Source organism: Stenotrophomonas sp. TWI377, from assembly GCF_039674525.1.
GTDB lineage: Bacteria > Pseudomonadota > Gammaproteobacteria > Xanthomonadales > Xanthomonadaceae > Stenotrophomonas.
Genome location: NZ_JBDJNT010000001.1, coordinates 1 through 23,739, shown reverse-complemented (window position 1 = coordinate 23,739; position 23,739 = coordinate 1). Strand labels below are relative to the sequence as shown.

The window sequence follows — 23,739 nt, the reverse complement described above, 5'->3', positions numbered from 1 at the left end:
GAGGGGTCGCCGAAGTCACGCCTGCGCTTCACGAAAAAGCGGCTGCAAAAAAGCGCGGACTGCGGTTCTGGACCGGTCCGGCTGTCGTGATTCGGCGAGCGGGAATTGTAAAGGCAAGCCGGGTGCGACGCCAGTATCCGCGTGCAATTGCCCTGTTCAGGCCGACGGAGGGCGCAGCGCCGGTTCAGGCGCGCGCCCATCCTGCCCGGAGGCCCCCAATTCAGACGGCGGGCGGCGTGGCCCCATCCAGCAGATCCCGGACCCGGTAGCTGCCCGGCGCGCGGCCCGGCAGCTGGCGGGCCGCAAACAGGGCCCCACGGGCAAAAATGTCCCGATTGGTGGCACGGTGGGTCAGCTCGATGCGCTCGCCCAGCCCGGTGAACTGGACCAGATGCTCACCCACGATGTCGCCGGCGCGCAGGCTGGCGTAGTGGGGGTGCGCCCCGCCCTTCTCCGCCGCCGCGCCCAGGGTCAGGGCCGTGCCGGAGGGCGCGTCCTTCTTCTGGGTGTGATGGGATTCGACGATGTCGCAGTCCCAGCCAGCCAGTGCAGCGGCAGCCCGCTCGACCAGCTCGTCCAGCACCGCCACGCCCAGGCTGAAGTTGGAGGCCCAGACCAGTGGAATCCGGCCGGCCGCCTGGATCAGTGCCTGGCGCTGCGCCTCACTGATGCCGGTGGTGCCGGACACGAAGCCCGCACCGCGCTCCACGCACAGCGCCAGCACCGGATCGAAGCCCTCGGGCAGGCTGAAATCGATGGCGACGTCGAACTGGGGGGCACCAGCCAGCTCGCTGCTGGCGAAATGCGGCACGCCCTCGACCACGCGCTGGGCCGGCGAGCGGCGGTTCACCGCGGCCACCACCTGCAGGGCGGGATTGTCAGCGGCAAGGCGGAGCAGCGCCTGGCCCATGCGGCCGGAGGCACCGTGGATGAGCAAACGTAGGGGAGTGGTAGTCATGCATGCAGGCTAGCGGGTGGCAGCGACGATGTACAAGAGGAAAACCACCCACGGCTTGCTACGCTGGCCGACCGGTCCGTCTCTGGCAGCCTCTCCATGCAGCGTTTGAAACAGCGCCTTCCCGTCACCCGCAGCGCACCCGACCTCGGTCATCACCTGACGGTGCATGGCGGGCTGATGCGGGATTGATCCATGCGCATCTCCGACATCGCCCGACGCAGCGGCGCGAGCCAGAAGGCCATCCGCCTGTATGAAGCACGGGGCCTGCTGGCGCCGATCCCGCGGGTCAATCGCTACCGCGACTACAGCGAACAGGATCTCCACCTGGTCCAGCTGATCCGCCAGGCGCTGACGCTGGGGTTCCGCCTTGCCGACGTGGCCTGCCTGCGTCGTGCCGATGGCGGCATCGATTGGCCACGCGTACAGACACTGCTGGTCACGCGCCAACTGGCGGTACGCGCAGACATGGAGCGCCTCCACCAGCTTGACCAGGCACTCACCGTTCTACGCGATGAGGTGGCCGAACTCGTCGTCCACGGGGATACCGGCGCACTGGAAAGCTGCATGGCTGCTGGCGACTGCCGGGCCGCTTGACTCTGCCCCATGGGGCAGACCGCAGGCTTGCGCTCCCCTCCTGCGAGTTCGCCCATGTCCCGCTCCATCGTCATCCTGCTTGGCCACCCCGACCGTGACAGCCTGTGCGGCACAATCGCCGAGCGCTACCGGGACGCCGCGCAGGCGGCCGGGCACTGCGTCCACCTGTTCGCCCTGGGCGAGGCCGATTTCGATCCTGTCCTGCGCCATGGCTACCGGCAGATCCAGCCGCTGGAGCCGGACCTGCAGGAGATCATGGCCGCCATTGCCCAGTGCAACCACCTGGTGCTGGTCTACCCGACCTGGTGGGGCGGCATGCCGGCACTGTTGAAGGGCTTCTTTGACCGTGCCTTCCTGCCTGGCGTCGCGTTCCGCTATCGCCAGGATTCGGTGTGGTGGGACCGGTTGCTCAGTGGGCGCAGCGCGCGGGTGATCACTACCCTGGACACCCCGCCCTGGTACTACCGCTGGGTGTACCGCATGCCGGGATATCAGCAGATCCGCCGCACGATCCTGGAATTCTGCGGGATCAAGCCGGTCAGGATCAGCGGATTTGGCCCGGTGCGCAGCACCACGCTGGCGCAGCGTGAGGCCTGGTTGCGGCAGGTGGAGCGACTGGGCAACCAGGGCCGCTGACTGTGTTCCTGCAGGGGAATCCACGCAAGGCGTGGATCCCGCCCCTCAGTGCTGCTTCGGCGGCGTCGGCCCACAACTGTCGCAGCCGCCACACGCACCACCGCCACCCGTGGCAGGTGGCGCGATCCTGCGGCCCAGCGCCTGCAACCAGGCGGCGCGGTGCGGTTTCACCAGCCCCAGCGCGATCGCCCCGCGTGCCTTGCGCACGGTACCCGGGAACTGCTTCTTCATCACCACCCACGCGCTGACCAGCACGGCCAGCGCGATCACGATGTACTGCAGCAGCAGGCCGGTCTCCATCAGCCGCCGCCCAGTGCCACGGTCACCTGATAGGTGATCAGCGAGGCGATGTAGGCGGCCGCGAACAGGTAGAACGTGGCAAAGCCCATCTGCTTCCACGAGTTGGTCTCACGCTTGATCGTGGCCAGCGTGGAGATGCACATCGGGGCGTAGATGTACCAGACCAGCAGCGACAGCGCGGTGGCCAGCGACCAGCCGTCGCTGATCAGCGGGGTCAGCGCCTGGCTGGCGGCATCGTCATCGGCGGCGGACAGCGCGTACACCGTGGCCAGCGAGGCCACCGCCACTTCACGCGCGGCCAGGCCCGGGATCAATGCGATGCAGATCTGCCAGTTGAAGCCCAGCGGCGCGAAAAACACCGCCATGGCATGGCCGATCTGACCGGCGAAGCTGTAGTCGATCGCCGGCATGGTCGCGTTCTCCGGCGCCCCCGGGAACGACAGCAGTACCCACAGCAGGATGGTCAGCGCCAGAATGATGCCGCCCACACGCTTGAGGAAGATCATGCCGCGCTCGTACAGCCCGACCGCCAGATCGCGCGGGTGCGGGATGCGGTAGGACGGCAGTTCCAGCATCAACGGATGCTCGCTCTTGTCGCGGCGCCACTTCTTCATCGTCCAGGACATCAGCAGCGCGCTGAGGATGCCGGCCGCGTACAGGCCGAACAGGACCAGGCCCTGCTGGTTGAAGACGCCCCAGATCTGCTTCTGCGGGATGAACGCGCCGATCAGCAGCGCATACACCGGCAGGCGCGCCGAACAGGTCATCAGCGGGGCCACCAGGATCGTGGCGAGCCGGTCGCGCGGGTCCTGGATGCTGCGGGTGGACATGATGCCCGGCACCGCGCAGGCGAAGCTGGACAGCAACGGGATGAACGAGCGCCCGGACAGACCGGCCGCGGCCATCATGCGATCCAGCAGGAAAGCCGCGCGCGGCAGGTAACCGGATTCTTCCAACGCCAGGATGAAGGCGAACAGGATCAGGATCTGCGGCAGGAACACGATCACGCCCCCCACGCCGGCAATGATGCCGTCGGTAAGCAGGCTGTTGAGCGGGCCTTCCGGCAGCGCGCCACCGATCCAGCCGCCCAGTGCCGCCGTACCGGCCTCGATCAGGTCCATGACCGGCGTCGCCCAGGCATACACCGCCTGGAAGATCAGGAACATCACCACGGCCAGGGTCAGCAGACCGAACACCGGATGCAGCAGCCAGCGATCCAGCGCGTCGTCGATCTTCGCCGTACGTGTCGGCATGCTCACCGAAGCGGCCAGGATGTCGCGCACCTGGGCGTGGTAATCGGCCTCGGCGGCAGGCACCACCACCGGGGCCTGCAGGTGCGGCACCATCGCATCCAGGCGCTCGACCAGCTGGGCCGCGCCGTTGCGGCGCACGGCCACGGTCTCCACCACGGGCACGCCCAGGGCCTGTTCCAGCGCCTGCACGTCGATCTTGATGCCGCGGCGCTGCGCCGCGTCGACCATGTTCAGCGCCACGATCATCGGCTTGCCCAGCTCACGCAGCTCCAGCGCGAAGCGCAGGTGCAGGCGCAGGTTGGTCGCATCGATCACGCACAGCAGCACGTCCGGCGCGGCCTCGCCCGGGTAGAAGCCCCGGCACAGATCACGGGTGATGGCTTCGTCCAGGCTGGCCGGCTGCAGGCTGTAGGCGCCCGGCAGATCGAGCACGGCGAACTCGCGCCCGGACGGTGCACGCAGGCGGCCTTCCTTGCGCTCAACGGTGACGCCGGTGTAGTTGGCCACTTTCTGGCGGCTGCCGGTGAGCTGGTTGAACAGCGCGGTCTTGCCGCTGTTCGGGTTCCCGACCAGGGCGATGCGCAGGGCGTTGCTGGCGGTACTCATGCGCGGGCCTGCTGGGCCTGCAGCGCGGTCACCACGATGCGGGCGGCTTCACTGCGGCGCAGCGCGAAGCGCGTGAACCCTACCTGCACCAGCAGCGGCTCGGCGCCGACTGGACCACGGGCGACCAGACGCACCTCTTCCCCTTTGACGAAGCCAAGCTCCTTCAGTCGGCGGGCGATCGCATCGTTTGCGTGTGTTTCCTGCACGGACTCCACCACGGCGGAGCTGTACAGCGCCAGATCGGACAACGTCACGGAGCGCCTTCTCGATGATAGGAATGGTTATCAATTCTACCATCGACGCGCCGCGCCATTGCCCGTGACCGATGGCCCGCTATGATCTGTACATGTACTGGAGCAAGCCGACCCATGAGTGATGCACTACGGATTGAACGCAGCGCCTCGGTGCTGACCCTGTGGCTGAACCGCCCGGCCCTGCACAACGCTTTCGACGCCTCGTTGATCGCCCAGCTGACGGCCGCCCTGGAGGCCGCCGGCCGCGACGACCACGTCCGGGCGGTGGTGCTGGCCGGCGAAGGCGCCTCGTTCTCGGCGGGCGCGGACATGCAGTGGATGCGTGGCATGGCCGCCGCCAGCGAGGAGGACAACCGCCAGGACTCCCTCGCCCTGGCCCGCCTGATGCGGACCCTGGATGAGCTGCCCAAGCCGACCATCGCCCGTGTCCAGGGCGCCGCCTTCGGTGGCGGGGTCGGCCTGGTGGCCTGCTGCGATATCGCCATCGCCAGCACCAGCGCCCGCTTCGGCCTGACCGAGAGCCGCCTGGGCCTGCTGCCCGCCGTGATCTCGCCCTATGTCATCGACGCGATCGGCCCACGCCAGTCTCGGCGGTGGTTCGCCACCGGCGAGCATTTCGACGCCGAGACCGCCCTGCGCATCGGCCTGGTCCACCAGCTGATCGAGCCTGAACGGATCGACGAGGCCGTCCAGCGCCAGCTCGGCCTGCTCGACAAGGCCGGTCCGGTGGCCGCTTCGTCTGCCAAGGCGCTGGTCCGACGGGTCGCACTGGGCCGCGACCGCGACGCCACCGACCGCGACAACGCGGCCCTGATCGCCCGCCTGCGGGTCTCGGCCGAAGGTCAGGAAGGCCTCGGCGCCTTCCTGGACAAGCGTGCCCCGCACTGGGTCACCCAGGACTGAGGAGACGTACCATGCTCGACCACGTTGGCATCCGCTGCGGCGATTTCGCGCGCAGCCTGTCGTTCTTCCAGCAGGCCCTGGCCCCGCTGGGCATCTCGGTGGTGATGCAGGTCTCGGCCGCGCAGACCGGCGATCATGACCATGCCGGCTTTGGCCGCAGCGGCAAGCCGGACTTCTGGATCGGCAACGCCCCGGGCGCCCATGGCGGCGTGCACGTCGCCTTCAGCGCGGGCAGCCGGGCCGATGTGGACGCTTTCCACCGCGCCGCACTGTCAGCCGGCGGCACGGACAACGGTGCCCCGGGCATCCGCGAGCATTACCACCCCCACTATTACGGGGCGTTCGTGCTTGACCCGGATGGCAACAACATCGAAGCGGTCTGCCACCTCCCGGGCTGACCGCCCATCGCCGGCGGGATGGCCGCTTTGTCGCCCATCCCGCGTATCCCCCTTTCGTGGCCCGCCGGGGAACGTGGGCCGCCTTTCGTCTGACAGGAATCTCCGTGATCTCTACCCCGCCCCGCCCCCTGCTGGTCGTCCGTCGCTCCGTTCGCGGAGGGCTGGCACATGGATGACTTCGTCCGCATCGTCGAGGTCGGCCCGCGTGACGGGCTGCAGAACGAAGCCCAGCCGGTGGCCACCGCCGACAAGATCGAACTGATCCGCCAGCTCTCGCTGACCGGCCTGCGCACCATCGAGGCGACCAGCTTCGTCAGCCCGCGCTGGGTGCCGCAACTGGCCGACGCCGCCGAGGTCTACACCGGCATCGAGCGCCGCCCGGGCATCGACTACCCGGTGCTGGTGCCCAACGAACAGGGTTACGACCGCGCACGCGCGGTGGGCGTGCAGGAGGTGGCGGTGTTCACTGCTGCCTCGGAAACCTTCAACCGCACCAACACCAATGCCGGCATCGACGAGTCGCTGGCGCGCTTCGCGCCCATCCTGGCGCGGGCCAAAGCCGACGGGGTCAAGGTGCGTGGCTATGTGTCCACCGTGCTCGGCTGCCCCTACCAGGGCGAGGTCGCGGTGAGCGAGGTGGTCCGTGTCGCGCGCGCGCTGCATGACATGGGCTGTTACGAAATCTCGCTCGGCGACACCATCGGCGTCGGCACGCCGCGCAAGGCACGCGCGATGCTCAACGCGGTCGCCAGCGAACTGCCGATGGCCGCGCTGGCCGTGCACTTCCATGACACCTATGGCCAGGCGCTGGCCAACATCGATGCCTGCCTGGAAGAAGGCGTGCGCGTGGTCGATTCGGCGGTGTCCGGCGCGGGTGGCTGCCCGTATGCCAAGGGCGCCAGCGGCAACGTCGCCAGCGAAGACGTGGTCTACATGCTGCATGGCATCGGCATGCGCACCGGCATCGATCTGCCGGCGCTGGCCGCCACCGGGCGCTGGCTGGCCGCACGGCTGGGGCGCGAGACCGGCAGCAAGACCGGCAGGGCGCTGGCGGCGACATGAAAAGTGGCGGCCCGCGCAAGGACGCTGCGGTGGGTGATCACCTCACCCCCCACGTCCACGCGCTGGCTGCCCTGGAACGCGCCCTGGCCCACTCGCCGGGCGACCTGCGCGGCCTGCTGAAGGAGGTCCAGCAGGCCCTGCAGGAAGCGATGGACGAGCGGCAGCTGGCCGTGCGTCGCTATGCCGCCTTGTTCGATGCCGTCCCCGACCCGGTCAGTATCCTCAGCGAACGCGGCGTGGTACTGGACCTCAACAAGGCGGGCGTGCGTGCCTATGGGCGCCCCCGCGAGGAGATCGTCGGCCAGCCGATCGAACTGTTGAACCCGGACCTGCCCGGCGACCACCTGGACCCGGTCTGGGAAGCCCTGCATCGGGGCGAGACCTACGTCATCGAAGTCACCAACATGCGCGGCGATGGCAGCCGCTTCCCGGTGGAGGTGCATTCGGCCGGCTTCGAGCACCAGGGCGAGCACTGCATCGTGGCGGTGGCGCGCGACCTCAGCAGCCGCTGGCAGGCCGAATCGCGTTACCGGCTGCTGATGGAATCCATCGACAAGGGCGTGATCCTGTTTGACCGCCAGTTGCGGGTGGTCTCGGCCAACCCGGCCGCGCACCGCATTCTGGGCACCGCCGGCAATGGCGGCAGCCTGCAGGCGATGCTGGCGCCGGAGGACTGGATCAGCGTGGACGAGCACGGCCACCCGCTCACCCGCGACCAATGGCCCGCCAGTGTCTCGCTGCAGACCGGGCGCATCGTGCGCAGCACCATCGTCGGCCTCTACCACCGCCCGCGCGGCCGGATGATCTGGATCTCCACCACCAACGTGCCGGTGTACGGCAACGGGCGCGATGCGCCGGACCACGTGTTCGGGCTGTTCAGCGACATCACCGAGCTCAAGCGCAACAACACCCTGTTCGACCGCGCGCAGTCGCTGGCGCACATCGGCGGCTGGGAGTGGGACCGCGGCCTGCAGCGCCTGTACCTCACCGACGAAGCGACCCGCATCCTTGGCCAGAACCTGCCGATGCACGACATGGCCGAGCTGCTGGAGTGCCTGCGCCTGGATGATCGCGCGCTGCTGCAGCAGGCGCTGCTGGAGGTGATCGACCGGCAGGTGTCCTTCGAACTGGAGCTGCAGGGCCAGCGCAGCGACGGCCACTCGTTCTGGGTGCGCATGATCGGCGAAGCCGAGGCCGGTGATGTCGATGCCGCCCGCATCGCTGGCACCGTGCAGGACATCACCGCGCGCAAGCAGGCCGAAGAGACGCTGCGCATCCAGGCGCGCACCGATCCGCTCACCGGCATCATGAACCGCGATGCGGTGCTCAATGACCTGGCCACACGCATGGCCAACCCCACCCATTGCCGGGTGGCCGTGCTGTACATCGATCTGGACCGCTTCAAGATCGTCAACGACCTGCTCGGCCACAACGCCGGCGATGAGCTGCTGATCGATGCCACCCGCCGCATCGCCACCGCGATCGGTACCGAGGGGCTGCTGGCCCGGTTCGGCGGCGATGAGTTCCTGGTGGTCTGCGATACCCGCGACCAGGCCGATCAGCCCGAACGGCTGGCCGATGCGATCACCCGTGCGTTCAGCACCCCGTTCCGCTTCGGTGCCGACGAATTCCCGGTGACCACCAGCATCGGCATCGCGCGTGCGCCGCAGGATGGGCTGCGCCCGCAGCAGTTGATCCAGAACGCGGACATCGCCATGTACGACTGCAAACGGCGCACCCGCAATGGCTGGCAGGTGTTCTCGCCCGCGCTGGCGCAGCGCCAGCATGATCGGCTGCAGATCGAGAGCCGGCTGCACCGGGCGCTGGACGACGACGAGTTCCACCTGGTCTACCAGCCGCAGGTCAACCTGCACAGCGGCCAGCTGATCGCCGCCGAGGCGCTGATTCGTTGGCGCAACACGCAGCTGGGCGAACTGCGCCCGGACATCTTCATCGGCCATGCCGAGAGTACCGGCGACATCGTCCGGATCGGCCTGTGGGTGCTGCGCGAGGCCTGCCGACAGGTGCGCCAGTGGCAGGACGACGGGCTGGGCATCGTGCGGGTGGCGGTCAATGTGTCCTACCGGCAGTTCGTTGGCGAGGATCTGGCCCGGAACGTGCGCGCCGTACTGGACGAATTCCACCTGCCCGGCAGCGCACTGGAGCTGGAGTTCACCGAGCGGGTCTTGATCGAAGATGCCCCGGATACCCTGCGTACCTTCGCGCAGCTGCGCGAGATGGGCGTGCTGTTGACCATCGACGACTTCGGCGAAGGCTACAGCGCGCTGAACTATCTGCGCCGGCTGCCGATCCATGGCCTCAAGCTGAGCCAGCTGTTCGTGGAGGGCGTGCCGACCAACCGTTCGGACGTAGCGGTCTGCGAGGCCGTCTGCGGCATCGCGCGCAGCCTGGGCCTCGGGCTGGTCGCCGAGGGCATCGAATCGGAGGCCCAGCGCCAGTTCCTGACCACGCTGGGGGTCTCGGTCGGCCAGGGCTTCCTGTTCGCGCCGGGGCTGGCGGCGGACGAGTTCGCCCGGCGGCTGGCGCTGCGTGCCAAGGTCGCCGTGGGCAGTGCACAACGGTGATGGCGGCCGCTTCCGCTAGAATCGGCGGTTCTTGAACCAGCGGGATCGTGCAATGCAGCTGTCTTCTGTCCGCGCCGTCATCACCGGCGGTGTTTCCGGCCTTGGCCTGTCCGTGGCCCAGCACCTGGTCGCCCACGGCGCCAAGGTGGCCCTGTTCGATCTCAATGACGACAAGGGCGCGGCCGCCGTGGCCGCGCTTGGCGAGTCCAACGCGCGCTACTACAGCACCAATGTCAGCGACGAAGCCGCCGTGGCCGCGCAGATCGATGCCGCCTGCGACTTCCTGGGCGGGCTGAACACCGCGATCAACTGCGCCGGCATCCTGGGCGCGGGCCGCGTGCTTGGCAAGGAAGCGCCGATGCCGCTGGCCAACTTCCAGGGCACGGTGATGGTCAACCTGGTCGGCAGCTTCAACGTCGCCAAGGCCGCCGCCAACCGCATGCAGCACAACACCCCGGGCGAGGATGGCGAGCGCGGCGTGATCATCAACACCGCCAGCGTGGCGGCCTATGAAGGCCAGATCGGCCAGGCCGCCTATGCCGCCTCCAAGGGCGGCGTGGTCAGCATGACGCTGCCGATGGCCCGCGAACTGTCGCGGTTCGGCATCCGCGTGATGACCATCGCCCCGGGCATCTTCTGGACCCCGATGGTCGATGGCATGCCGCCGGCCGTGCAGGAATCGCTGGCCGCCTCCATCCCGTTCCCGCCGCGCCTGGGCAAGCCGGAAGATTTCGCCGGCCTGGTCGCCTATATCCTGGGCAACACCTATCTCAACGGCGAGACCATCCGCCTTGACGGCGCCGTGCGTCTGGCGCCGAAGTAAGCGAGCACGCAACCCGCTGGGTGCCCGGTTCCGGCACCCGCCACCTCCACGAACCGACCTTCATTCCCATGAAAGCCAGCGACATCAAGAAAGGCAACGTCGTCGAATTCAACAACGGCGTCTACCAGATCCGCGACATCGAACGCAGCTCCCCGCAGGGCCGCGGCGGCAATGTCCGCTTCCGTTTCATCATGTACAGCGTGCCGGGCGGCAACAAGCTCGATTCCAGCTTCGATGCCGACGACAACCTGCCGGAAGTCGAGCTGCTGCGCCGCCAGGCGACCTACTCGTACATGGATGGCGACGCCTTCGTCTTCCTGGATGACGAGGACTACACCCCGTACATGGTCGATGCGGATGTGCTCGGCGATGACGCCGGCTACATCACCGATGGCCTGACCGGCATCTACGTGCAGGTGATCGACGAAACCCCGGTGGGCGTGCAGTTGCCGACCAGCGTGGTGCTGGAAGTGGTCGAGACGCCGCCGGAGCTCAAGGGCGGCACCGCCACCAAGCGCCCGAAACCGGCCAAGCTCAGCACCGGCATCGAAATCATGGTGCCGGAGTACATCGCCAACGGCGAACGTGTGCTGGTCAACACCACCACCGGTGAATTCGCCGGCCGTGCCGACTAAACGGTCCGCACTGATCGTCCTGTTCCTGCTGCTCGCGGCGTGCTCGCCGCGGGCAGTGGAGCGTGAGACATCGGGTACCCCGCGCGCACCTGCCACGTTGGCTGATACCGCCAGCGGGGCGCGTTGCGACGTGCCAGCGGAGGTGTTCGTGGCCGAGGACATCCGCATGTACTGCGCGATGCCCGGCGATGTGCAGGCCTTCCTGGCGCGGGAAAGCGCCTGCCAGCACTTCGCTGGCGAAGAAGCGTACGACGAAGACCGTGCGCGCGAGTTGGCGTACGCGATCCACGAGAGCTGCGACGACCGTGCCAGGCTCTTCAATCAGCTCCTGCACCGTCATGCCGACAACTGCCTGGTGCACACCGAGCTGATGCTGCTGGGCACCCGCAATGAGCTGATCCTGGATGCCGACAGCCGGGCGCTGCCCAACCCCTGCCCGCGCGGCATGTGATGATTCACCGGACGCGCATGCGCGCATCCGGTGCCTTCAACGGGATCCGAGCTTGCTGGATCAGGGCTTGGCCGCCAACGATGGCGCGCCGGCAAAATCACCACAGCCGTGGTACTGGCGCGCGCCGACCGTGAGCATGGCCGTGGCACCGAAGGCCTGGCCGCTCATGTCGTCCTGGCACACCGTACGCTGGAAGGTCAGCTTGACCGGGGTGCCATCGGCGGCGGTACCGGACCAACCGTCACGGCCCTGCGTGGGGCTGGCAATCTCGAGCGTGCGCTCGCCGTAGTCCATCTCGATGTGCAGCGCCGGCGTGGCACCCGCCCCGACCTGGGCCAGCCAGCCGGGCTCATTGCCGGTCGCGCGGAATCCGCCTGCGGCATCGGCCTGCGCAGCCGCATTGGTGGTCGCATTGGCCGGCGGTGCTTCGCCGCCCTGTTCGCCGGTGCCGGTGCAGGTACGGTCCGGCTCGCCCTTCAGGATCAGGATCCCGTCGGCGGTGCCCTTGGTCCAGAATTCGTTGCCCTGCCCATCGCCATACTTCGCGCCCGACGCCGCCGGCTGCGAGGACATCGCGAAGGTGCGGTCATCGACCACCACCGTCGCCGAATCCTGTCCGCGGTAAGTGGCATGCACTTCATGCTCGCCACAGCGGAACGCATAGCTGCGCTCATCGGTGGTGGAGGCATCGCTCGGGGGCGGCGCTTCGCTGCCATTGGCGGCGGGGCTGCTCTGGCTGGCCGGTTGGCAGGCGGCGAGTGCGCCGGTAATGGCCAGGCTCAACAACCAGGGAGATGCGCGCATGAGGTACTCCTTGCGATAACGTCGACAACACTTGATCGTACCTGCCGCGCCGTGGGAACAGGTGAAGCGATGCTGACCTCGCAGGCATCGCTGAACACGCGGTTCAGTGCGGACGCGGCGCCGCCGGCAGCATGCACAGCGAGAGCAGATGGACGCCCGGCGCGCCCGTGCAGCGCGCCCAGACCCGCAGCAGGCGCATCGCATGCAGCTGCCTGCCGTGCTCGCCATCGAGGTGGATGCGCAGCACGCCGGTGACCAGCACCATCGCGCCGCAGGCCAGCTGCTCGGTCTGCTGCCGCTCGATCGCGGCGATGCGGATGCGCCGCGCGTTCCAGCCCGCCAGCAACGGGGAGGCATCCTGACGCTGGCCGTCGAGGTCGGTCAGGAACAGTGCCGGTGACAGCAGTGCGCTCAGCTGCTGCGGCTGCCACTGGATCAGCGCATCCCACAGCCGTGCCTCGGCCGCCTCGACGTGTGCCGGTTGCAGTACCGCGCTCATGTGCGCACCTGCCATCGTCGCTGCGGCACTTCGCTGTGCGCGCGCAGCGCCTGGATCACCGCCAGCGGGGCGGCATGCCTGTTCTTGCTCTTCATCTGCAGCACAGCTGCCGGGATACCGGCCGAAATCACGATGGCGGCAGTCTGCGCGGCCTCGGTGGGGTTTCGATGGAGGAAGTGTGGAGATACGATGGAGCTCAAGCACCTTACGGCCCTGCCCTGCATGCCCGCCTCCGATTCACCCGGCGCCCCCACCGCGCGCTGGGATCATTCGCTCAACGCCCTGGTCCTGATCGTCGAGGACGAACCCGAGATCGCCGATATCGTCGCGGCCTACCTGGCCCGCGAGGGCCTGCGCACGCTGCGCGCGCAGGATGGCCTGAACGCCCTGGCCCTGCACCGCAGCGCACGGCCGGACCTGGTCCTGCTTGACGTGCAGATGCCGGGCATGGACGGCTGGACCGTGCTCAACACCCTGCGCCAGCGCGGCGATACGCCGGTGATCATGCTGACCGCGCTGGACCAGGACCTGGACAAGCTCACCGCCCTGCGGATGGGCGCGGACGACTACGTGGTCAAACCGTTCAACCCGGCGGAAGTGGCCGCACGGGTGCGTGCGGTACTGCGGCGGACCTTGAATGCGCCGCGCCAGAGCGCGCCGGAGATCCTGCGCGTGGGCAGCCTGGTGATCGATCCGGAACACCACACGGTGCATGTCGAAGGCGATGGCTACAGTCACGAGCTCCTGCTCACCCTGACCGAATACAAGCTGCTGCACTGCATGGCGCTGGCACCGATGCGCATCTTCAGCCGCAGCGAACTGATGCACGAGTGCCTGCCGGAAAGCGAAGCACTGGAGCGCACCGTGGACAGCCACGTCAGCAAGCTGCGCCGCAAACTCGATGATGTGGGCCTGGCCAATGTCCCGGCCAGCGTCCGCGGCGTCGGCTACCGGCTGGCGGCGGACCACTGATGCGCCGCTCGGGCCTGAGCCGGCACATCGTGCTGTCGATGTCGATGATGGTGCTGGCGGTCATCGTGATGGTGATCCTCAGCTCCTACCTGCTGTACGCGGTGCTGGTGGCCTTCTATCCCGGCGGCGTGGACGAGCCGGTCAGCTGGGTGCCCAGTGGCCCGGAACTGGTCTGGATGGTCGGCGTGACCCTGATCGGGTTGACGCTGGCGGTCGCCGCGTCCGTGCGTCTGTCCCAGCGTATCCTGACCCCGCTCAACGCGGTGGTGGACAGCATTGGCCGGCTGGCCGATGGCGATCTCGGCGCACGTGCGGCAGTGAGTGACCGCTCGCTCGGCGAAGTCGCGCTGCTGGTGGACGACTTCAACGCGATGGCGCGGCGGCTGCAGAACATCGAGGCCGACCGGGTGATGTGGCACGCGGCGATCGCGCATGAACTGCGCACGCCGGTCACCATCCTGCGCGGTCGGCTGCAGGGCCTGGCCGAAGGCGTGTTTGCGCCGGACGAAGGCCAGTTCCGCAGCCTGCTGGCGCAGGTCGAGGGGCTGTCGCGGCTGATCGAGGACCTGCGCGTGCTCAGCCTGGCCGACAGCGCGCGCCTGGATGTCCGCCGTGCCCGCAATGACGTAGTGCAGGAAGTGCACTCGGTGATGAGCCTGGTGGATCCGGGTTTCCGCAGCAGCGGCTTCGTGCTGGAACTGGAGACCTCCCGCGAGGAGCATCCCGCGCATTGCGACCCGACCCGGGTACGCCAGGCACTGATGGCGCTGTTGGAAAATGCGCGCCGCTATGCAACGCCCGGCCGGGTCCGCATTGCCGTGCACGACACCGCCACCCATGTGCAGATCGCCATCGACGATGAAGGCCCCGGCATCGATGCGGCGCTGCGCGAGCAGATCTTCGATCCCTTCCTACGCGGCGACGGCTCGCGCTCGCGTCAGCGGGGTGGCAGCGGGCTGGGGCTGGCGGTGGTCAAGGCAATCGCCGATGCGCATGGCGGCCACGTCGCCTGCGGCGCCAGCACCTTGGGCGGAGCGCGCTTCGTCATCGAGCTGCCCCGGCAGTAACACCGTCCTGCCGGGCCAGTTCGCGCATCCGCACACCCAGCCGGGCCAGATTGTGGTCGATCGTGGCCAGTTCGCGTTGCTGTGCCTGCGGCAGGCGGTGTTTGAGCTGCAGCTGCAACGCCTGCCAGGCCGGCACCCCCTGTGCGCTGAGCCGCGCCGCCGCCTCGCTGGCCTGCACCCGCTCGTCCGCCGAAGGCAGCCCGTAGCCGGCCCCCGTCACCAGTGCCGCCGGGCTGATCAGCTGGCCGGTGTCCTCCAGCAACGCGCGCAGCGCGTCGCGCGCCGCCGCATCGTCCCTGGCCGGATCGCCCAGCAGCCGTTTCAACACGTCGCGTGCGCGCAGCTCTTCGCGACGCAGGGCGGCCTGTTCCAGCAACAGCAGGGCGGCGGTGGCGCGCAGATCACCCTGCTCTACCCAGCGTGCACGCTCGCTGGCCGGCTGCCGCAACCACTCGCCGACCGATGTCGTGCCCAGCGGCAGCTGCTGGCGCGCCGCATCGAACAACTGCTGGTAATGATCCTCGGCGGAGGCAAAGTAGTAGCCCTGTCGCATCGCCTGCCCGCGATCGGCCAGCACGCTGGCGTCCGCCACGCCCTGGCGCGCCAGGCGGGTCAGCAGCCCGCGCGGCGTGAGCCGGTTCAACCCCGGCGACGCCAGCCGTGGCACGCCTTCCTGCAGCAGCTTGCCGGTCTCCACCGCGCAGTTGTTGCTGACGAACAGATAGCGCCCGTCATAGCTCCAGTGCACCTGCGCGACACGCTCCAGCAGGCTGGCGATGTCCGGCGGATCCAGTGCCAACGGCACTGAGGAGAGCCCCCGCAGTTCCACCTGGGTGTATTCGTTGATGACCTGGTTGAGTGGCAGCACGAACAGGCGCGAAGGATAGGCGCCGGTCAACCCCCGCCAACTGGAGATCTGTACATCGCCGACGAAGGCACGGTAGGACAGCACGCGGTGATGGGACAGATCCATCCGGCAGGCCGGCCCACGCGGCCGGCCCGGCGCGCAGATCACCAGGCGCAGCATGCTGTGGCCCCAGCGGCTCATCAGCTGGTCATTGCCTTCGGCAAGCAGGTAGTCCACCGCGTAGATCCGGGCCGGATCCAGCTCGAGCAGCGTCGCCGCGCCGACCTCCTCTTCGGCCTGCATCAACGGCAGGCGGCTGTCGCATCCCACGGCCTGGTCGCTCGGCCCGAGGTTCGCGGCAAACCACGCAGCGACGGCCGGCCGGCGGCAGGCGTAATCCGGATCGAGCAGGAGGTGCTCGGCGTTGACCGCCAGGAACTCGGCCGGTCGCGTGCGTTCGTAATCGTCCGGACTGCGCTCGCGGAAGGCGTTCGCCGTGCGACCCAGCTTCCACGGGCGTCTCTGCCAGCCGGCCAGATCGCGAAGACGTGCATCGCGCGACCAGCCACCCTGCGGCGAACGGTCCAGCACATGGGTCAATTCATGGATCAGCGCGGCTTCGAGCGGGCGTGGCAGCGGTTGATCGTCCTGCACGGCGCCCAGCAACGCGCGCTGCAGGGTGATCGTGCCGTTGCGGGCCCGGCCATGCACGTGCGCGGGCAGCGTGTCCGACCAGCGCACCTGCACCGGGTGCTGGAAACGTGCCTGCCACGCCGCCGGCAGGCGCGTGTGCACCTGCTTCAGGACACGCTCGGCGGCCACGATCTGCGCTGCGTTCAATCCCTGCGGCTGCAGCTCCAGCTGCAGGGCCGCCTGTGCGAAGGGCGCGGCAAGCCACGCGATCAGGACCGCCCAGCGCCAGCGGCGGACCTGACCAGAGGGCTGCATCAGCGGGCCAGCAGGGTCCTGGCCAGCGCCATGTCACTGGCCTGCTGCTGCGCGACACCCTGCTCGCGCAGGTGCAGCAGCGCCGCTTCCAGACGGGCGCCACGGATCGCACCGTCGCTGGCCACGAAGGCGGCAGCATCATCGCGCGCATCAAGCACGATCTTGTCATCGCCCGAGCTGGACGAACCGGCCGAGGACGCACCGGACGCGGAGCCGGCAGAGCTGCCGGCAAAACTGGAGGCCATCGCCGACAACGGCAGGGCGAGCACGGCAACAAGCAGGATCGGACGCATCATCGGAGTGTCGTTCGCGGTGGAAAACACAGAGCGTATAGGCTGCGTGAAATCCTGTCTTGTCTCAGAGGTCAAAGACCTTGCCGGGATTCAGCAGCGCTTGGGGATCAAACGCACGTTTGACCGCCTTCATCAGGGCGATTTCCGGCGCGCTGCGCGTGCTGTCCAGGTAGCCCTTCTTGACCAGCCCGATTCCGTGTTCAGCCGAGATGCTGCCGTCAAAGCGGGCCAGCACACCGGCCAGCAGCTTGGTGACGTGCTCGCACTGGGTCAGGAACTCGGCGTCGGCGGTCTCGTCCGGCTTGAGCACGTTGATATGCAGGTTGCCGTCGCCGATATGGCCGAACCAGACCACTTCGAACTGCGGGTACGCCTGCCCGATCAGCGCCTGGGTTTCGGCGAGGAAGGCTGGCATCGCCGAAATCCGCACCGAGACATCGTTCTTGTAGGGCTTGTAGCGCGCCACCGCTTCGGTGATGCCCTCGCGCAGGCGCCACAGCTGCGCGGCCTGGGCATCGCTCTGGCTGACCACGCCATCGCTGACCCAGCCGTGCTCCATGCAGTCTTCGAAGGCAGCCATCGCGGCGGCTTCCTGCGCCTCGTCGCCGGCCGCGAATTCGGTCACCACGTAATACGGATGGACCTCGTCGAACGGTGCCTGCGCGCCATGCGCCAGCACGTGCTCGAGCGCCCGGTCGGTGAAGAATTCGAAGGCCTGCAGCTGCAGCCGCTCGCGGAAGGCGGCGAATACCTGCATCAACACCTCGAACGAGGGCAGCGCCAGCAGCATCACGTTGCTGGCCGGCGGCGGATCGGTGAGCTTCAAGGTGGCTTCGACGATCACGCCGAGCGTGCCTTCCGAGCCGATCAGCAGCTGGCGGAAGTCATAGCCGCTGGAATTCTTGATCAGGCCCTTGTTGAGCTCGACCAGCTCACCGGCCATCGTCACCACCTTCAGGCCGGCGATCCACTCGCGGGTATTGCCGTAGCGGATCACGCGGATGCCACCGGCATTGGTGGCGATGTTGCCGCCGATCGAGCACGAACCACGCGCGGCGAAATCCACCGGGTAGATCAGGCCATGCTCGAGCGCCGCGTTGTGCACCGCCTCCAGCGCCATGCCCGCCTGGACGGTCAGCGTGCGGTCGACCGCATCGAAGGCCAGCGGCTTGTTCATCCGCTCCAGGCTGAGCACCAGCTCGCCGTGCGCTGCCACCGCGCCACCGGAGAGGCCGGTGCGGCCACCGGAGGGCACCACGGCCACGCCCTGGGCGCTCGCCCAGCGCAGGATCGCCTGCACCTCCTCCACCGTGCCCGGCAAGGCGATCGCCAACGGTGCCGGGGTCCAGCGCCGGGTCCAATCGCGGCCGTAGTGCTCCAGATCGGCTGGATCGGTCTTCAGGCGCAGCCCGGGGCAAGCGAGCAATAGCGAATCGAGGCGCGGATCGGTCATGGGGCGTCTGGTGGTGCCGGGGGAGCCCGCAAGCCTGCCAGCCCCTCCGGGCCGCGTCCAGTAGCGGGCGCTGTTCTCGCGGCGCGTCGGCCTCGCCCAAATAGGTGCATCTGAAACCGTTTGAACGTCGATTGGCGCACCGCACCATCGCGGCCGGCTTCTGGCATAGTTGAGGGCTCCCGCCGCCACACGTCGCACGCCGCCCATGTCGCCGAAAAAGACCTCGTTCCCGAAGCAGGATATCCGCGTACTGTTGCTCGAGGGGGTCAGCCAGACCGCGATCGACGTGTTCACCGCGGCCGGCTATTCGCAGATCGAACTGCACAGCAAGGCGCTGCCGGAAGATGAACTGAAGGCGCGCATCTCAGAGGCGCATATCGTGGGCATCCGCTCGCGCACGCAGCTCAGCGCGGACGTGCTGGCCAACGCCAAGCGCCTGATGGCGGTCGGCTGCTTCTGCATCGGCACCAACCAGGTGGACCTGGAGGCAGCGGAACTGGCCGGCATCCCGGTGTTCAACGCGCCCTACTCCAATACCCGCAGCGTGGCCGAGCTGGTGATCGCCGAGGCGATCATGCTGACCCGCGGCATCCCGCAGAAGAACGCCGAATGCCATCGCGGCGGCTGGTCCAAGTCGGCCGCCGGCAGCCATGAGGTGCGCGGCAAGACGCTGGGCATCATCGGGTATGGCCACATCGGCACCCAGGTCGGCGTGATGGCCGAGGCGATGGGCATGCAGGTGATCTTCCACGACGTGGAAACCAAGCTGTCGCTGGGCAATGCCCGTGCGGCGATCAGCCTGGACGACCTGCTTGCACGTGCGGACATCGTCACCGTGCATGTGCCCGAGACACCCGCCACCCAATGGATGATCGGCGCCGATGAACTGGCCCGGATGCGCCCCGGCGCGCACCTGATCAACGCCGCGCGCGGCACCGTGGTCGACATCGACGCGCTGGATGCAGCGCTGCGCTCGGGCCACCTGGGCGGTGCGGCGCTGGACGTGTTCCCGGTCGAGCCCAAGGGCAACGGCGATGCGTTCGTCTCCCCGCTCACCGCCCACGACAACGTGATCCTGACCCCCCACGTGGGCGGCAGCACGCTGGAAGCGCAGGACAACATCGGCGTGGAAGTGGCGGCCAAACTGGTGCGCTACAGCGACAACGGCAGCACCCTGTCGGCGGTCAACTTCCCGGAAGTGACCCTGCCCGAGCACGCCGAGAGCCTGCGCCTGCTGCACATCCACCAGAACGTGCCGGGCGTGCTCTCCAAGGTCAACGAGATCTTCTCGCGCCACAACGTCAACATCGACGGCCAGTTCCTGCGTACCGACCCCAAGGTCGGCTACGTGGTGATCGACATCACCGCCAGCGAAGCCCAGGCCGGCGCGGTGCGCGACGAACTGGCGGCCATCCCCGGCACGTTGCGCACCCGCGTGCTGTACTGATTCAGCTTCGCTGACAACGTGCGTCATCAGTTGATGGTGCGGCTCCACGGCGCCATACATCTGGTGTGGAGCCCCCCTTGAGTCAAGGGGGGCGCGCCAACGGCGCGGGGCGGAAGCGCGAATGCGCTATCGCCGCGCCAGCCAGCGCTTGGCCATGCGCGGGAGGGAGTCATCCCCATCGGGGGTCTCGATCGCCGCGTTGGCCACGTCACGGATCTCGCGCCAGGCCAACGCCAGCGATTCCTCGCTGATCGCGAACTGCTCACTGCCCAGCGCCCGCACGACGTAGCGGGCGTCGTAGTGCCAATGTCCCGGGACGTCCTTGCGTTCGGGAATCCAGTGCTTGTCGATGTCGAACAACTCGCCATCCTCCAGCACCAGCGCGGTCAGCCCGGATTCCTCCTCGGCCTCCTTCAGCGCCACCTGGGCCAGATCGCGCTCGCCATCGGCGTGGCCGCCCAACTGCAGCCAGCGATCCAGTTTGCGGTGGTGGGTCAGTAGCACGCGCTGCCCGTCGGCGCTCACCAGCCACGCGCTGCCGGTGAAGTGCCCGGCCAGGCGCTCGCGCAGGAACGGGTTTTCAGGATCATCCAGCAATGTGCTGAATTCGTCAGCCAATGCCGCGTGCTCGGGGTGCCGGCGAGCGTAAGCATCAAGCTGACTGCGCAGGGCGGCGTCAGGAATGGCAACGGATTCGGGGTTCAGCGACATGGCAGGTGCAGGCATCGTGCGGATTTGGCCGATTATCGCTCGGCCATGCTGCAATTGTGCTTGTACAGCGGCTTCAGCTTTGGCTAAGGTACAGCGGGCCCCGCACCGCTGGGGCGCCCAGTCGCCATCAGGGCGTGCGGCAATGTACCGCGCGCCTCACCTTTGTTCATTTAGGGAAGCACTGCATGCTGAAGTCTCTGTTGAGGGTCAAACCGGTCGCACCGGCACCGCACGTCGATGCCGGCGAGCCCATCGAAGGCAGCCTGGACGGCGAGCCCACACTGAGGCGGACCCTCACAGCGAAACACCTGATCCTGCTGGGTATTGGCGCGGTGATCGGTGCGGGTATCTTCGTCATGACCGGCCAAGCGGCCGCCTTCCATGCCGGCCCTGCTGTCACCCTGTCCTTCATTGCGGCCGGACTCGCTTGTGCCCTTGCCGGTCTGTGCTATGCGGAGTTCGCGGCAATGATGCCGGTCTCCGGGAGCGCCTACTCCTACTCCTACGCCACGTTGGGCGAAGGCATGGCCTGGTTCATCGGCTGGTGCCTGGTACTGGAGTATCTGTTCGCTTCGGCATCTGTCGCGGTGGCCTGGTCGGCATACTTGATCAGCTTCATCACAACGACCCTGCACCTGCCCTTCCCGGACGCGTTAGCGTCGGCTCCTGTGGCTTGGGAGGCAGGGCAATTCGTCTCCTCGGGCAAGCTGTTCAACCTCCCCGCCGTTCTGATCGTGGCGGCCGTCACCGGCCTGCTCTACGTCGGCATCACCCAGTCCACGTTCATCAACGCAATCATCGTCGCGATCAAGGTCGCGGTGATCTGCCTGTTCATCGGCGTCGGCGTGGCGTACATCGATCCCGCCAACTGGACCCCGTTCGTTCCGGAAAACACGGGCACGTTCGGTGAATTCGGCTGGAGCGGCGTCCTTCGGGCGGGTTCCATCGTCTTCTTCGCGTTCATCGGGTTCGATGCGGTGTCCACCGCCGCGGGTGAAACCAAGGATCCACAGCGCAACATGCCGATCGGCCTGCTCGGTTCGCTGGCCATCTGCACCATCATCTACGTGATCGTCTGCCTTGTACTCACTGGCTTGGTGCCCTACACCCAGCTCGGTACCGCCAAGCCGGTGGTGACCGCTCTGGAAGCCCATCCCCAGCTGTCGTGGCTGAAGACCTTCGTCGAAGTGGGCGCCATCGCGGGCCTGTCCTCCGTGGTGCTGGTGATGATGATGGGCCAGACCCGCATCGCCTACACGATTTCGCGCGACGGGCTGCTGCCCAGGCTGTTCGGCAAGGTGCATGCCCGGTTCAAGACCCCGTATGTGGCCACCATCATTGTCGGTGTCATCGCAGCGGCGCTGGCCGGCCTGATGCCCCTCAATGTCCTCGGTGAACTCGTGTCGATGGGTACGCTGCTCGCGTTCGCCACCGTCTGCGTGGGCGTGCTGGTACTGCGCTATACCCGCCCGGAACTGGAGCGGCCCTTCCGCGTGCCGGCTGTCTGGTTGATCTGCCCGCTGGGAGCGCTGGCATGCCTGACGCTGTTCGGCATGGCATTCCGTGAGCATTGGCACCTGTTTGTTGGCTGGACCTTGCTGGGAACCCTGATCTACTTCGGCTACGGCATCCGCCACAGCAAGCTGAACAAGAAGAACGCCTGAGTGCTGCCGGGCCGGCCCAGTGCCGGCCCGGTCGTTTGATACGTCGCGCCTGAGAAGAAAAACCAAACCATGTTCAAGCAACTGTGGGCCACCAAGCATCCGCACGCCGCCCATGAAGACGCCAACGGCCTGAGCCTGCGCCGTACCCTCGGCCCCTGGGGCCTGACCGCGCTGGGCATCGGTGCGGTGATCGGCGGCGGCATCTTCGTGATCACCGGCCAGGCCGCGGCCAACCACGCCGGCCCGGCGATCATGCTGTCGTTCGTGCTGGCCGCGATCTGCTGCGCGTTCTGCGCGATGGCCTACGCCGAATTCGCGGCGATGGTGCCGGTCTCCGGCAGTGCCTACACCTATACCTATGCCACCTTCGGCGAGCTCTCGGCCTGGTTCATCGGCTGGATGCTGGTGCTCGAATATGGCGTCTCCGCCTCCGCCGTGGCGGTCAGCTGGACCGGCTATTTCCTGAGTCTGCTCAGCCATTTCGACATCCATCTCCCGGCCGCGCTGGTCAGCGCGCCACTGGATGGCCAGCTGCGCCCGACCGGCGCCATCGCCAACATCCCGGCCGCCGTGCTGGTACTGCTGCTGACCTGGCTGTGCTACGTGGGCATCAGCAAATCCTCGGCCATGAACATGGCGATGGTGGTGCTCAAGACCGCGCTGATCCTGCTGGTGATCGTGGTGGGTTGGAAGTACGTGGATCCGGCCAACTGGACCCCGTTCATTCCGGAGAACGAAGGCCCGGGCAAGTACGGCTTCGATGGCGTGCTGCGCGGTGCGGCGATGGTGTTCTTCGCCTACATCGGTTTCGAGGCGGTCTCGGTGGCCGCGCAGGAATCGCACAAGCCGCAGCGCGACATGCCGATCGGCATGATGCTCTCGCTGGTGATCTGCACCGTGCTGTACATCGCCATGGCCGCAGTGATGACCGGACTGGTGCCGTACCAGCTGCTGGGGACCGATGAGCCGGTGGTGACCGCCGTGGCGGCGCATCCGCAGCTGGGCTGGCTGCGCGTGGTCGTGGAAATCGGCGCGCTGATCGGGCTGTCCTCGGTGGTGCTGGTGATGGTGATCGCGCAGCCGCGCATCTTCATGATCATGGGCCGCGATGGGCTGCTGCCGCCGCTGTTCACCAAGATCCATCCCAAGTACCGCACCCCCCACATCAACACCGTGATCACCGGCATCGGCATCGCGCTGCTGGCGGCGGTGTTCCCGCTCGATGTCCTCGGTGAACTGACCTCGATGGGCACGCTGATCGCGTTCGCGGCGGTCTGCGCGGGCGTACTGATCCTGCGCCGCACCCAGCCGGACCTGCCGCGTCCGTTCCGGATGCCGATGGCGTGGCTGATCTGCAGCCTGGGCGTGCTCAGCTGCATCGCGCTGCTGACGGCGATGACGGCGCACAACTGGATGCTCATGGGCTTCTGGACGCTGGGCGGTTTCGCGATCTACTTCAGTTATGGGTATCGCCATAGCCGCCTGCGCAAGTAGTGGCGGGCCCGGGGGGGCGCCCCCTTACCCCCCGGCAGCACACAGGTGCCGGCCCCCCGCCCGGCCAGCCCCCGCCCCCCCC

General features: G+C 67.8%; 24 protein-coding genes. 14 read left to right on the top strand and 10 right to left on the bottom strand.

What is annotated here, in order from left to right; genetic code table 11:
* Positions 1 to 220 precede the first annotated feature (220 nt).
* Positions 221 to 958 carry a 4-hydroxy-tetrahydrodipicolinate reductase gene (gene dapB, locus ABE546_RS00120; RefSeq protein WP_313218216.1) on the bottom strand — a complete coding sequence of 246 codons (738 nt, stop codon included), beginning with the start codon at positions 956 to 958 and terminating at the stop codon, positions 221 to 223.
* A gap of 192 nt (positions 959 to 1,150) precedes the next feature.
* On the opposite strand from dapB, the gene ABE546_RS00115 reads away from it, so the two are divergent.
* On the top strand, positions 1,151 to 1,552 hold the full coding sequence (locus ABE546_RS00115) for a MerR family transcriptional regulator (RefSeq protein WP_313212718.1): 402 nt from the start codon (positions 1,151 to 1,153) through the stop codon (positions 1,550 to 1,552).
* A 54-nt stretch (positions 1,553 to 1,606) separates the two neighbouring features.
* A complete protein-coding gene (locus ABE546_RS00110; RefSeq protein ID WP_346462202.1) occupies positions 1,607 to 2,188 on the top strand; it encodes an NAD(P)H-dependent oxidoreductase in 582 nt (193 codons plus the stop codon).
* A gap of 45 nt (positions 2,189 to 2,233) precedes the next feature.
* Here the strand turns inward: ABE546_RS00110 and ABE546_RS00105 are convergent, their stop codons facing one another.
* The 3 genes from ABE546_RS00105 to ABE546_RS00095 are packed head-to-tail and all read right to left on the bottom strand — an operon-like array spanning position 2,234 to position 4,601.
* The gene (locus tag ABE546_RS00105; RefSeq protein WP_346462201.1) at positions 2,234 to 2,488 is read right to left on the bottom strand and encodes a DUF6587 family protein; all 255 of its coding nucleotides are present in this window, start codon (positions 2,486 to 2,488) and stop codon (positions 2,234 to 2,236) included.
* Entirely contained in the window at positions 2,488 to 4,347 is a 1,860-nt protein-coding gene (locus ABE546_RS00100) for a ferrous iron transporter B (RefSeq protein ID WP_313212721.1), read from the bottom strand. The genes ABE546_RS00105 and ABE546_RS00100 overlap by 1 nt, the downstream gene beginning before the upstream one ends.
* On the bottom strand, positions 4,344 to 4,601 hold the full coding sequence (locus tag ABE546_RS00095) for a FeoA family protein (RefSeq protein WP_313212722.1): 258 nt from the start codon (positions 4,599 to 4,601) through the stop codon (positions 4,344 to 4,346). The genes ABE546_RS00100 and ABE546_RS00095 overlap by 4 nt, the downstream gene beginning before the upstream one ends.
* A gap of 114 nt (positions 4,602 to 4,715) precedes the next feature.
* Here ABE546_RS00095 and ABE546_RS00090 point away from each other — a divergent pair, with 114 nt between their 5' ends.
* The 7 genes from ABE546_RS00090 (at position 4,716) to ABE546_RS00060 (ending at position 11,458) form a co-directional block, all read left to right on the top strand.
* Positions 4,716 to 5,504 carry an enoyl-CoA hydratase-related protein gene (locus tag ABE546_RS00090; RefSeq protein WP_313218210.1) on the top strand — a complete coding sequence of 263 codons (789 nt, stop codon included), beginning with the start codon at positions 4,716 to 4,718 and terminating at the stop codon, positions 5,502 to 5,504.
* 11 nt (positions 5,505 to 5,515) lie between these two features.
* Positions 5,516 to 5,902 (top strand): VOC family protein, encoded by a 387-nt coding sequence (locus ABE546_RS00085; RefSeq protein ID WP_346462200.1) that lies wholly within the window; start codon positions 5,516 to 5,518, stop codon positions 5,900 to 5,902.
* Positions 5,903 to 6,070: 168 nt separating this feature from the next.
* Positions 6,071 to 6,964: a hydroxymethylglutaryl-CoA lyase gene (locus ABE546_RS00080; protein WP_313212825.1), complete on the top strand. Its 894-nt coding sequence runs from the start codon at positions 6,071 to 6,073 to the stop codon at positions 6,962 to 6,964.
* Positions 6,961 to 9,549 (top strand): EAL domain-containing protein, encoded by a 2,589-nt coding sequence (locus ABE546_RS00075; protein WP_346462199.1) that lies wholly within the window; start codon positions 6,961 to 6,963, stop codon positions 9,547 to 9,549. Before ABE546_RS00080 ends, ABE546_RS00075 begins: the two co-directional genes overlap by 4 nt.
* Positions 9,550 to 9,601: 52 nt before the next feature.
* Positions 9,602 to 10,372: an SDR family NAD(P)-dependent oxidoreductase gene (locus ABE546_RS00070; protein WP_102788428.1), complete on the top strand. Its 771-nt coding sequence runs from the start codon at positions 9,602 to 9,604 to the stop codon at positions 10,370 to 10,372.
* Positions 10,373 to 10,440: 68 nt separating this feature from the next.
* A complete protein-coding gene (yeiP, locus tag ABE546_RS00065) occupies positions 10,441 to 11,007 on the top strand; it encodes an elongation factor P-like protein YeiP (RefSeq protein WP_121036675.1) in 567 nt (188 codons plus the stop codon).
* The gene (locus ABE546_RS00060; protein WP_346462198.1) at positions 10,997 to 11,458 is read left to right on the top strand and encodes a hypothetical protein; all 462 of its coding nucleotides are present in this window, start codon (positions 10,997 to 10,999) and stop codon (positions 11,456 to 11,458) included. The genes yeiP and ABE546_RS00060 overlap by 11 nt, the downstream gene beginning before the upstream one ends.
* A 60-nt stretch (positions 11,459 to 11,518) precedes the next feature.
* Here the strand turns inward: ABE546_RS00060 and ABE546_RS00055 are convergent, their stop codons facing one another.
* Positions 11,519 to 12,262 (bottom strand): MliC family protein, encoded by a 744-nt coding sequence (locus ABE546_RS00055; RefSeq protein ID WP_346462197.1) that lies wholly within the window; start codon positions 12,260 to 12,262, stop codon positions 11,519 to 11,521.
* A 103-nt stretch (positions 12,263 to 12,365) separates the two neighbouring features.
* Positions 12,366 to 12,761, bottom strand: a complete 396-nt coding sequence (locus tag ABE546_RS00050; protein WP_346462196.1) for a nuclear transport factor 2 family protein — start codon at positions 12,759 to 12,761, stop codon at positions 12,366 to 12,368.
* 222 nt (positions 12,762 to 12,983) lie between these two features.
* Between ABE546_RS00050 and ABE546_RS00045 the strand changes: the two genes are divergently transcribed.
* Both ABE546_RS00045 and ABE546_RS00040 read left to right on the top strand, forming a co-directional pair.
* Entirely contained in the window at positions 12,984 to 13,733 is a 750-nt protein-coding gene (locus ABE546_RS00045; RefSeq protein ID WP_313212835.1) for a response regulator, read from the top strand.
* Entirely contained in the window at positions 13,733 to 14,800 is a 1,068-nt protein-coding gene (locus ABE546_RS00040) for an ATP-binding protein (protein WP_313212837.1), read from the top strand. Before ABE546_RS00045 ends, ABE546_RS00040 begins: the two co-directional genes overlap by 1 nt.
* On the opposite strand, the gene ABE546_RS00035 is transcribed toward ABE546_RS00040, so the two are convergent.
* The 3 genes from ABE546_RS00035 to ABE546_RS00025 all read right to left on the bottom strand — a co-directional run bounded on the left by ABE546_RS00035 (position 14,778) and on the right by ABE546_RS00025 (position 18,341).
* Positions 14,778 to 16,595, bottom strand: a complete 1,818-nt coding sequence (locus ABE546_RS00035) for a DUF4105 domain-containing protein (RefSeq protein ID WP_346462195.1) — start codon at positions 16,593 to 16,595, stop codon at positions 14,778 to 14,780. The genes ABE546_RS00040 and ABE546_RS00035 overlap by 23 nt on opposite strands.
* Positions 16,595 to 16,891 (bottom strand): DUF2388 domain-containing protein, encoded by a 297-nt coding sequence (locus ABE546_RS00030; protein WP_272713931.1) that lies wholly within the window; start codon positions 16,889 to 16,891, stop codon positions 16,595 to 16,597. The genes ABE546_RS00035 and ABE546_RS00030 overlap by 1 nt, the downstream gene beginning before the upstream one ends.
* A 61-nt stretch (positions 16,892 to 16,952) precedes the next feature.
* Positions 16,953 to 18,341, bottom strand: a complete 1,389-nt coding sequence (locus ABE546_RS00025; RefSeq protein ID WP_313218197.1) for an FAD-binding oxidoreductase — start codon at positions 18,339 to 18,341, stop codon at positions 16,953 to 16,955.
* Between the two features lie 205 nt (positions 18,342 to 18,546).
* Between ABE546_RS00025 and serA the strand changes: the two genes are divergently transcribed.
* Entirely contained in the window at positions 18,547 to 19,788 is a 1,242-nt protein-coding gene (gene serA, locus ABE546_RS00020) for a phosphoglycerate dehydrogenase (protein ID WP_346462194.1), read from the top strand.
* Between the two features lie 126 nt (positions 19,789 to 19,914).
* Here serA and ABE546_RS00015 read toward each other — a convergent pair whose 3' ends face one another.
* A complete protein-coding gene (locus ABE546_RS00015) occupies positions 19,915 to 20,499 on the bottom strand; it encodes an NUDIX hydrolase (protein ID WP_313212847.1) in 585 nt (194 codons plus the stop codon).
* A 185-nt stretch (positions 20,500 to 20,684) separates the two neighbouring features.
* On the opposite strand from ABE546_RS00015, the gene ABE546_RS00010 reads away from it, so the two are divergent.
* Together ABE546_RS00010 and ABE546_RS00005 are read left to right on the top strand one after the other, a co-directional pair.
* Complete coding sequence (locus ABE546_RS00010; RefSeq protein WP_346462689.1) at positions 20,685 to 22,163, top strand: amino acid permease; 1,479 nt, start codon at positions 20,685 to 20,687, stop codon at positions 22,161 to 22,163.
* Between the two features lie 69 nt (positions 22,164 to 22,232).
* On the top strand, positions 22,233 to 23,657 hold the full coding sequence (locus ABE546_RS00005) for an amino acid permease (protein WP_313211775.1): 1,425 nt from the start codon (positions 22,233 to 22,235) through the stop codon (positions 23,655 to 23,657).
* Positions 23,658 to 23,739: the final 82 nt, after the last annotated feature.

What these genes read in the sequence shown, in the direction of transcription:
- ABE546_RS00025 (WP_313218197.1), bottom strand. Translation starts at nt 18,341, where the DNA reads ATGACCGATCCGCGCCTCGATTCGCTATTGCTCGCTTGCCCCGGGCTG.
- ABE546_RS00105 (WP_346462201.1), bottom strand. Translation starts at nt 2,488, where the DNA reads ATGGAGACCGGCCTGCTGCTGCAGTACATCGTGATCGCGCTGGCCGTG.
- ABE546_RS00100 (WP_313212721.1), bottom strand. Translation starts at nt 4,347, where the DNA reads ATGAGTACCGCCAGCAACGCCCTGCGCATCGCCCTGGTCGGGAACCCG.
- ABE546_RS00035 (WP_346462195.1), bottom strand. Translation starts at nt 16,595, where the DNA reads ATGCAGCCCTCTGGTCAGGTCCGCCGCTGGCGCTGGGCGGTCCTGATC.
- ABE546_RS00110 (WP_346462202.1), top strand. Translation starts at nt 1,607, where the DNA reads ATGTCCCGCTCCATCGTCATCCTGCTTGGCCACCCCGACCGTGACAGC.
- dapB (WP_313218216.1), bottom strand. Translation starts at nt 958, where the DNA reads ATGACTACCACTCCCCTACGTTTGCTCATCCACGGTGCCTCCGGCCGC.
- ABE546_RS00015 (WP_313212847.1), bottom strand. Translation starts at nt 20,499, where the DNA reads ATGTCGCTGAACCCCGAATCCGTTGCCATTCCTGACGCCGCCCTGCGC.
- ABE546_RS00050 (WP_346462196.1), bottom strand. Translation starts at nt 12,761, where the DNA reads ATGAGCGCGGTACTGCAACCGGCACACGTCGAGGCGGCCGAGGCACGG.
- ABE546_RS00070 (WP_102788428.1), top strand. Translation starts at nt 9,602, where the DNA reads ATGCAGCTGTCTTCTGTCCGCGCCGTCATCACCGGCGGTGTTTCCGGC.
- ABE546_RS00080 (WP_313212825.1), top strand. Translation starts at nt 6,071, where the DNA reads ATGGATGACTTCGTCCGCATCGTCGAGGTCGGCCCGCGTGACGGGCTG.
- ABE546_RS00045 (WP_313212835.1), top strand. Translation starts at nt 12,984, where the DNA reads ATGCCCGCCTCCGATTCACCCGGCGCCCCCACCGCGCGCTGGGATCAT.
- ABE546_RS00055 (WP_346462197.1), bottom strand. Translation starts at nt 12,262, where the DNA reads ATGCGCGCATCTCCCTGGTTGTTGAGCCTGGCCATTACCGGCGCACTC.
- ABE546_RS00090 (WP_313218210.1), top strand. Translation starts at nt 4,716, where the DNA reads ATGAGTGATGCACTACGGATTGAACGCAGCGCCTCGGTGCTGACCCTG.
- ABE546_RS00005 (WP_313211775.1), top strand. Translation starts at nt 22,233, where the DNA reads ATGTTCAAGCAACTGTGGGCCACCAAGCATCCGCACGCCGCCCATGAA.
- ABE546_RS00040 (WP_313212837.1), top strand. Translation starts at nt 13,733, where the DNA reads ATGCGCCGCTCGGGCCTGAGCCGGCACATCGTGCTGTCGATGTCGATG.
- ABE546_RS00075 (WP_346462199.1), top strand. Translation starts at nt 6,961, where the DNA reads ATGAAAAGTGGCGGCCCGCGCAAGGACGCTGCGGTGGGTGATCACCTC.
- yeiP (WP_121036675.1), top strand. Translation starts at nt 10,441, where the DNA reads ATGAAAGCCAGCGACATCAAGAAAGGCAACGTCGTCGAATTCAACAAC.
- ABE546_RS00115 (WP_313212718.1), top strand. Translation starts at nt 1,151, where the DNA reads ATGCGCATCTCCGACATCGCCCGACGCAGCGGCGCGAGCCAGAAGGCC.
- serA (WP_346462194.1), top strand. Translation starts at nt 18,547, where the DNA reads ATGTCGCCGAAAAAGACCTCGTTCCCGAAGCAGGATATCCGCGTACTG.
- ABE546_RS00085 (WP_346462200.1), top strand. Translation starts at nt 5,516, where the DNA reads ATGCTCGACCACGTTGGCATCCGCTGCGGCGATTTCGCGCGCAGCCTG.
- ABE546_RS00010 (WP_346462689.1), top strand. Translation starts at nt 20,685, where the DNA reads ATGCTGAAGTCTCTGTTGAGGGTCAAACCGGTCGCACCGGCACCGCAC.
- ABE546_RS00030 (WP_272713931.1), bottom strand. Translation starts at nt 16,891, where the DNA reads ATGATGCGTCCGATCCTGCTTGTTGCCGTGCTCGCCCTGCCGTTGTCG.